At 60.5% G+C, this 6,443-nt stretch carries 6 protein-coding genes; 1 reads left to right on the forward strand and 5 read right to left on the reverse strand.

Going from position 1 to position 6,443, the window contains the following annotated elements; all coding sequences use genetic code 11:
* Positions 1 to 130: 130 nt before the first annotated feature.
* The 3 genes from O7A61_RS30385 to O7A61_RS30395 all read right to left on the reverse strand — a co-directional run bounded on the left by O7A61_RS30385 (position 131) and on the right by O7A61_RS30395 (position 4,539).
* On the reverse strand, positions 131 to 2,767 hold the full coding sequence (locus O7A61_RS30385) for a bifunctional diguanylate cyclase/phosphodiesterase (RefSeq protein ID WP_337132895.1): 2,637 nt from the start codon (positions 2,765 to 2,767) through the stop codon (positions 131 to 133).
* Positions 2,768 to 2,946: 179 nt separating this feature from the next.
* Positions 2,947 to 3,795, reverse strand: coding sequence for a class I SAM-dependent methyltransferase (locus tag O7A61_RS30390; RefSeq protein ID WP_337132892.1), 849 nt, complete (start codon positions 3,793 to 3,795; stop codon positions 2,947 to 2,949).
* Positions 3,796 to 4,074: 279 nt separating this feature from the next.
* Positions 4,075 to 4,539 (reverse strand): NUDIX domain-containing protein, encoded by a 465-nt coding sequence (locus O7A61_RS30395; RefSeq protein ID WP_337132893.1) that lies wholly within the window; start codon positions 4,537 to 4,539, stop codon positions 4,075 to 4,077.
* Between the two features lie 183 nt (positions 4,540 to 4,722).
* Here O7A61_RS30395 and O7A61_RS30400 point away from each other — a divergent pair, with 183 nt between their 5' ends.
* Positions 4,723 to 5,256, forward strand: a complete 534-nt coding sequence (locus tag O7A61_RS30400; RefSeq protein WP_027141435.1) for a sterol desaturase family protein — start codon at positions 4,723 to 4,725, stop codon at positions 5,254 to 5,256.
* 63 nt (positions 5,257 to 5,319) lie between these two features.
* Here O7A61_RS30400 and O7A61_RS30405 read toward each other — a convergent pair whose 3' ends face one another.
* Together O7A61_RS30405 and O7A61_RS30410 are read right to left on the reverse strand one after the other, a co-directional pair.
* Entirely contained in the window at positions 5,320 to 5,703 is a 384-nt protein-coding gene (locus O7A61_RS30405) for a YkvA family protein (protein ID WP_337132894.1), read from the reverse strand.
* A gap of 223 nt (positions 5,704 to 5,926) precedes the next feature.
* On the reverse strand, positions 5,927 to 6,443 hold a 517-nt coding region (locus tag O7A61_RS30410; protein ID WP_442921132.1), incomplete at its 5' end, for a DinB/UmuC family translesion DNA polymerase.

A 6,443-nucleotide genomic window follows, 5' to 3' on the forward strand; every position in this document is an offset into this window, starting at 1 on the left:
CAGGTGCCCGACGTGATCGATGGCGCGCGCGGCGTGAAGTTCGTCGCCGCCGCGGTGGAGTCGAACGCGGCCGGCGGGGCGTGGACGGCGGCACGGTTCGGGTGAGGTCAGCCTAGGAATTGGAACGGAATTAGCCGGCGACGGACAACCGACGGGATAGAACGAATCTTCTCAGCCCGTCGGAATCCAAGGGTTGCCCGAAGGCATAGCCTTGCAGAATGTCGCAGCCAAGCGCTTTAAGCAGACGGGCGTGCTCCATCGTCTCCACACCCTCCGCTATGATCTCGATGCCGAGGGATTTGCCGATTTCGATGATCGAAGACACGACTTGCCTCTGCTGGGGCGAATTCACAATTGGATCGACCAACTGGCGGTCTATCTTCAGGCGGCGAGGTTGCAATTTGAGCAGACTGACGATTGAGGCGTAGCCGGTGCCGAAATCGTCGATTTCGATGTCGATGCCGAGTTGCTTGATCTGCTCGACGTTCCATGTGACCAGGTCATCGTTGTCGTCGAGGAAGATGGATTCGACGAGCTCAAAGGAGAACGTTCCCTTCCTGATGTTGAGATCTCGCAAACTCGCTATGAGTTGCTCATCGTGAAGGCGTCGTGCCGAAACGTTGACTGACATGCGCGGAACGCCAATCTTCTGCGCGGACCATGCTTCGAAATCCAAAAGCGATTGCTGCAGGATTTTCTGGTCTATTATCGAGACGACGTTCAGTTCTTCAGCGGTCTTCAGGAAAACGTCGGGTGTTAGAATGCCCTTCTCAGGGTGGTTCCATCGCGCCAGCGCTTCAACTCCCACGATCTCCCGCGTCCTGGCGCTAAATTGAGGCTGGTAGAATACGATGAATTGATTTCGTTCGAGGCCGGCGAGAATTTCGTCGGCAATTCTCTTCGTGTTGACGATTTCGCTTTGCAACTCGTCGCTGAAGAATTCATGCCGGTTGCGACCACGTCTCTTTGCCCGGTAGAGGGCGATATCGGCATTTACCAGCAGCTGTCTGGTATCGGCGCTCGTACCATCGTCGATTGCAATTCCGACGCTGACGCCAAAACGGCACTGGTGACCGTGGTAGTAAACGGGCCTCCGCATCTCTTCGATAATGCGGTCCGCGAGTGCGGCCGCCTGGGCATCGTCATCGTCTATCGTGCAGAGCGCGATGAATTCGTCTCCTCCAACCCGAGCGACGAAACCTCGATCGCCGACGTTGGACTTGAGAACGGATGCCGCATGCACCAGCATCGCGTCGCCCGCTGCGTGGCCGAGCGTATCGTTGATGTGCTTGAAGCGGTCCAAATCGACGTGAAGCAGTGCGGCATGGCCGCCGTTCAGCCTGGCCTTTGCCGCGTAATCATCCAGTACCTGGTCCAGGTAGCGCCGATTGGGCAAATCCGTCAGCGAATCGTGCATGGCGACATGTTCCGTGCGCGCCTTGGCAGCTTCGAGTTCCCCATTTTTTGACTCGGCCAGCTGTTTTGCGCGAACCAAATCGGTGTTCAGCATTACATCGGACGTCACGTCCCATTCGGCCCCCACCATTCGTGGCGAATTGTTCGCGGTCTCGTAAAAGATCGCCCTGGACCGGACGTGGCGAATTTCGCCGCCTGGACGAACAACCCGGTATTCCGATGAATATGTGCCTCGTCCGGTCACGGCACTTTCGAAGTCTGTAAGCGCCCGAGGCAGATCGTCGGGATGAATGGCCCCGGCCCAGTCGGAATATCCGCGCGGTCCGCCATCAGCCTCCCTGCCATATATCTCGTTGACGCGATCGTCCCAAGCAAGATGGTTGGTTTCGAGGTCGTGTTCCCAAACGCCGATGGCCGAGGCCTCCAGGGCAAGTTCCAGCCGTCGCGACAGCCGATTCAGTTCCCAGTAGTTTCGCTGCCTTTCATTGATCAAGCGGCCCGCCGCCAGGAAGGGAATCAAAATCAGCGCCGCTGCTGCCGCCATGAGCGCCCGGAGCCGCCAGGCGTTGGCGGGCGTGGCGGGCCAACCGCCCTTGGGAATCGCAGCGATCTGCCAGGAGCCCGATGGAAAAAGAACGTCGGCCGTCACAGGATCGCTTTTGACAACCTGTTCGTCACCGAAGAACCGCATTCCTTTCGTGCCAAGGGCGTCATTGCCGATGAGGGCTATGTCGATCCCGAGCTCCTTGTCGAGAAGACCGCTTGCCTGGTAGAGGCGCTGCACGTCGACGACCGCGGAAACGATGCCCCAGAACCGTTCGGTGTTGCCCGCGCTTTTAACGAACACCGGAAATCGGCCGATGAAGGCCTGCCCTCCCTGCGCCAGATCGACCGGGCCGGCAAGAATGAGCTTGCGCTCGTCGCGCGCACGCAACGCCGCCGCACGCTGCTGGTCGTTATTGCGGTAGTCGAGGCCGATAGCCTTCTCGTTGCCGGCCATCGGGTACATCAAGGAAATGACTAGGTCGGGCGCGCCGGCAATGTTGCGAAGCTGGGACTCTTCGTTGAACAGTCTGCTGGCAAGCTCAGTGAAACGTTGCTGTCCCATGTAGGGTTCGGTCGTGACTGCCGCGACCAGTCCTCGCGCCAGCTGAAGGTTGCCGTTGATCTCCCCTTCGAGCTTGGCGCGAACGACATTAACCTTGGCCAGGACGTCCGCGCGGGCGACCTGATCCGAAACGATCTTGTTTTGGTGGTCGGCGAGCACCGCGCAAACGGCAATAACCACAACCGCGATCGCCACCGGAATCCTTGCCGGTGAAAAGACGCCCGCCTTAACGCGGGCGATCATACTGGCGAAAAAAGCCAATAAAGCAATGTTCCCTGTGCTTCTCAGGCCCTCTGGTCGAGCCTCATCAAGGGAATATTAGCTCGCAACAACTTAATTTTGACCTTCACAATCTTTAAAAATTTTCCGCCTTCGGAGGCTGCTGCATGGAGAACGCACACCAGAACCTGCCAAATACGAAACTAGTGGCTGTCGAGCTTCTTCTTGACGATCCGATACGTCCCGACGCCGCGCTTGGTTGCCCCGATTGAATAGGCCATCGGAATCTTGGGAGCGTTTTCGGGAAGGCCGTACATATCCTTGCCGGCCCTTACCGCGAATGAAAAGTGCTGCCAGGACACTGTGTCGTGCTCATTGAGGAAATCAAGCGTCAGGCCCGCAGCGATCAAGGCGTTCACCACGTCGCTGATCGGATGGATCCATTCATAGTAGCGAGGATGCTTCAAGGTGCGCTCATCGCCGGTGTAGGTTCGCTTCTCGTTCCAGACGAGCGGTCGCGCTACAGGCGTTCGCCAATCGTCCTTCAACTCGAGCGCAGCAGCCTTGCGATTGCACTGGAACATCAAGGGATGGCCTTCGGCCATATAGAGCCGGCCGCCGGGCCGCAGAAGATCGGCAACCACCCGGGCCCAACGGAAGACATCGTCAAGCCAGTTCACCGATCCCCAAGTAACGTAGACGATGTCATAGGTCCGGTCGAGCGCTTCGACAGCTTCGTATAGTGGCGCTTCCACGAAGCGAACATCGCTGCCCGCCTTGGAGGCGAAAACTCGCGCCGCCGCTATCGCCCTTGGTGAAAAGTCCAGGCCGGTCACACTGCCCGCGCCGAGATTCCTGAGGCTGATCGTGTCGAGCCCGATGTGGCACTGCAGATGGACGATGTCCTTGCCGAACAAGTCACCAATCTCGCGCGTTTCCAGCTCATAAAGATTGGATCCACCAGCCAGCACGTTCTCGATACGATAGCTGCCTGTTCTGTCGGTCGCGTGCAGTTCGGCCCGATCGTCCCAATTCAGGAGGTTCGCATCCATGAACGGTTCCAAACTGTCCCCCGATCTCAGCCGCGGCATGGTAAACAGCTGGTTAACGTAGATTGCAGTGAGCGGGCGTGCACGTCAATCCCAGCGCCTTGCGATGTGTCGCAACTGGCAGGGTAACTGGCGCGGTCATCGCAGATGCGATGCCCGGTGCCACTTACGCCGGTACGTATCGCGCATGCCGATGGCGCACTGTGACGGGGCGACGAAGTTTGAGGAACGAAAGCCAATCTCCCCGCTCCTAGGGGTGGTTGGCAGCTTATCGCGACCGCATCATGCCGCCCCGAGCCGTTCCACCAGATCCGACAGCATCGGGCGCTGGCCCTTCAGGATCTTCACCTCGGCTTCGGCCAACGTGAACCAACCGGCTCTGTCGACCTCCGGGAATTCCTTCATCCTTCCGGATCGGGGCGGCCATTCCATGGTGAAGGTGTTGCTCTTCATACTGGCCACATCGATGTCGGCCTCGACGGACCAGGCTATGACGATCTTGCCGCCCGGTTGCCGGTAGTCGCCAAGGCGGGCGAAGGGGCCTTCGACCTTTATACCGAGCTCTTCCTCGGTCTCGCGTCGTGCCGCCGCCAGTTCGTCCTCACCCTCGTCGACAAGGCCCTTCGGGATCGACCAGGCGCCATCGTCCTTCTTCGCCCAGAATGGGCCGCCGGGATGGACCAGCAGCACCTGGATGCTATTACCGCCGCGGCGATGGATCAGCAGGCCCGCGCTGCGTTTTGCCATGTTTGCACGTCCGTTTGCGGGACTGGTGCGAAGCCGGCCGATCCTGCGTTGACCATTGCCGACCTTGCACCGGGAAATTGCGACGCTATGTCAGTCGCGTCTGCATTGCACCTCATGCGCGAGTCCGGCAATCTGATAGCATCGTTTTTTTGGGGCGGCGTCGAAAGTCAGTGAGGCGTCTGAATGCAGCTGGGTCTGATCGGCTACTACAGCGACTTCGTGGTCTATCCCCTGGTGATCGCCATATTGGGCGTGGCCGGGCTGATCGAGGCCGGAGAGGAAAGCGCGCCGGACTGGATCGGCACGGCGCTGATCTGCCTTGGCCTGTGGACGCTGATCGAATACGTCCTGCACCGGTTCGTGCTGCACCACGTCCCCTGGATCCGGGACCTGCATGACCGTCACCATGTCGAGGAGCGCAGCCCGGTGGGCACGCCCACCTGGCTCAGCCTCGGGGTGCATGCGCTGGTGGCGTTCCTGCCTGTCTGGATGGTCTCGGACTTCGCGACCGCCAGCGCGGTGAGCTGCGGGTTGATGTTGGGCTATCTCTGGTACATCAGCGTCCACCACATGATCCATCACTGGCATCCGGCCCATGCGAGCTATCTCTATACGCTCAAGCGCCGCCACGCGGTGCACCACCATATCGACGATAACGCCAATTTCGGCGTGACTTCGATATTCTGGGACCGGATTTTCGGCACCGCGCGGCTTTGACGTGGGTCCTTCGACAGGCCACCAACATCATTCGTGGTCCGCCGTGCGGTCGAGCGATGAAATCTAAGCCGAGCGATCTGGCCAGAATAACCAGATGAGCGCGGCGGCCATCAGAATCCAAATTCCGACGATGAATGCGAGACCGCCGCGGCTGGTCGGTTTGGATCGGCGAATGGCCTCCGCGCGAAACTCCGCCATCAGATCGGCGGGGATCAACTTCACAGCAAGCAGGATGCCGATTGGTACGATGATCAGGTCGTCCAAATATCCAAGTACGGGAATGAAATCGGGTATCAGATCGATAGGACTGAGCGCGTAGGCGGCGACCGCGCCGGCGGCAAATTTGGCGTACCAGGGAACGCGAGGATCGCGCGCGGCCAGCCACAGGGCTACCACATCGCGCTTGACGGCCTTCGCCCATTGCTTTGCCTTGTCAAGGACAGTCACACGGCAACTTTCTTCTTGTAGGGTCCGCCAGTCATCGGCGTCTCCGCTCGCTTCGCTTCGATCATTGCAACGATGCCCGCGATCTGCAAACTGACCCGCTCCCCAATTTCGCGTCTACCAAAAGCCGGTGCTGTTGAAGCGCGAGCTGCTGTCCGCCGTGACCGTGGCGCCGCCTGGTTCGGGACGCTGGTCGGGGCGTGAGCGACGGCGAGGGCTCCTTCGCTCACAGTTCCTTTTGCGCCAGTTCCCTGAATTCGTCGGGCACCGAGCGGGCCGCTTCCAGCGCCACCGTGCCGTAGCCGACCGCCTGTTTGCCGAAGCGTTCGCGGATCTTGTCGATGGCGCGGTCGGCGCCGAAGCGGGCGAGACCCTTTTGGCTGCCCGGGCGGCGCTTCTCGTCGGCGAGGCCGAGCGGCAGGTCGAGCTGCAGTTCGGCGCTTTCCTCCAGATGTGACACCGAGATCGCCAGCAGCGAGATGGTCTTCTCCCGCGGATGATCGGCGAGCACGCCGCGCACCAGGTCGCCGGCGATCTCGGCCAGCATGGCGGTCGCCGAGATCGGCTGCTCCAGCGTGATCGAGCGGGTGACGGCGCTGAGATCGGCAAAGCGCACGCGCACCGTCACCGTGCGGCCGGGGCGGTTCCTGGCGCGCAGCCGGCTGGCGACGCGGTCGGCCAGATGCAGCAGTGTCGGCACGATCACCCGCGCCACGGCCGGCTTTTGCCCGAGCGCCGATTGC

The sequence above is a fragment of the Mesorhizobium sp. Cs1321R2N1 genome, from assembly GCF_037179725.1.
GTDB classification, from domain to species: Bacteria; Pseudomonadota; Alphaproteobacteria; order Rhizobiales; family Rhizobiaceae; genus Mesorhizobium; species Mesorhizobium salmacidum.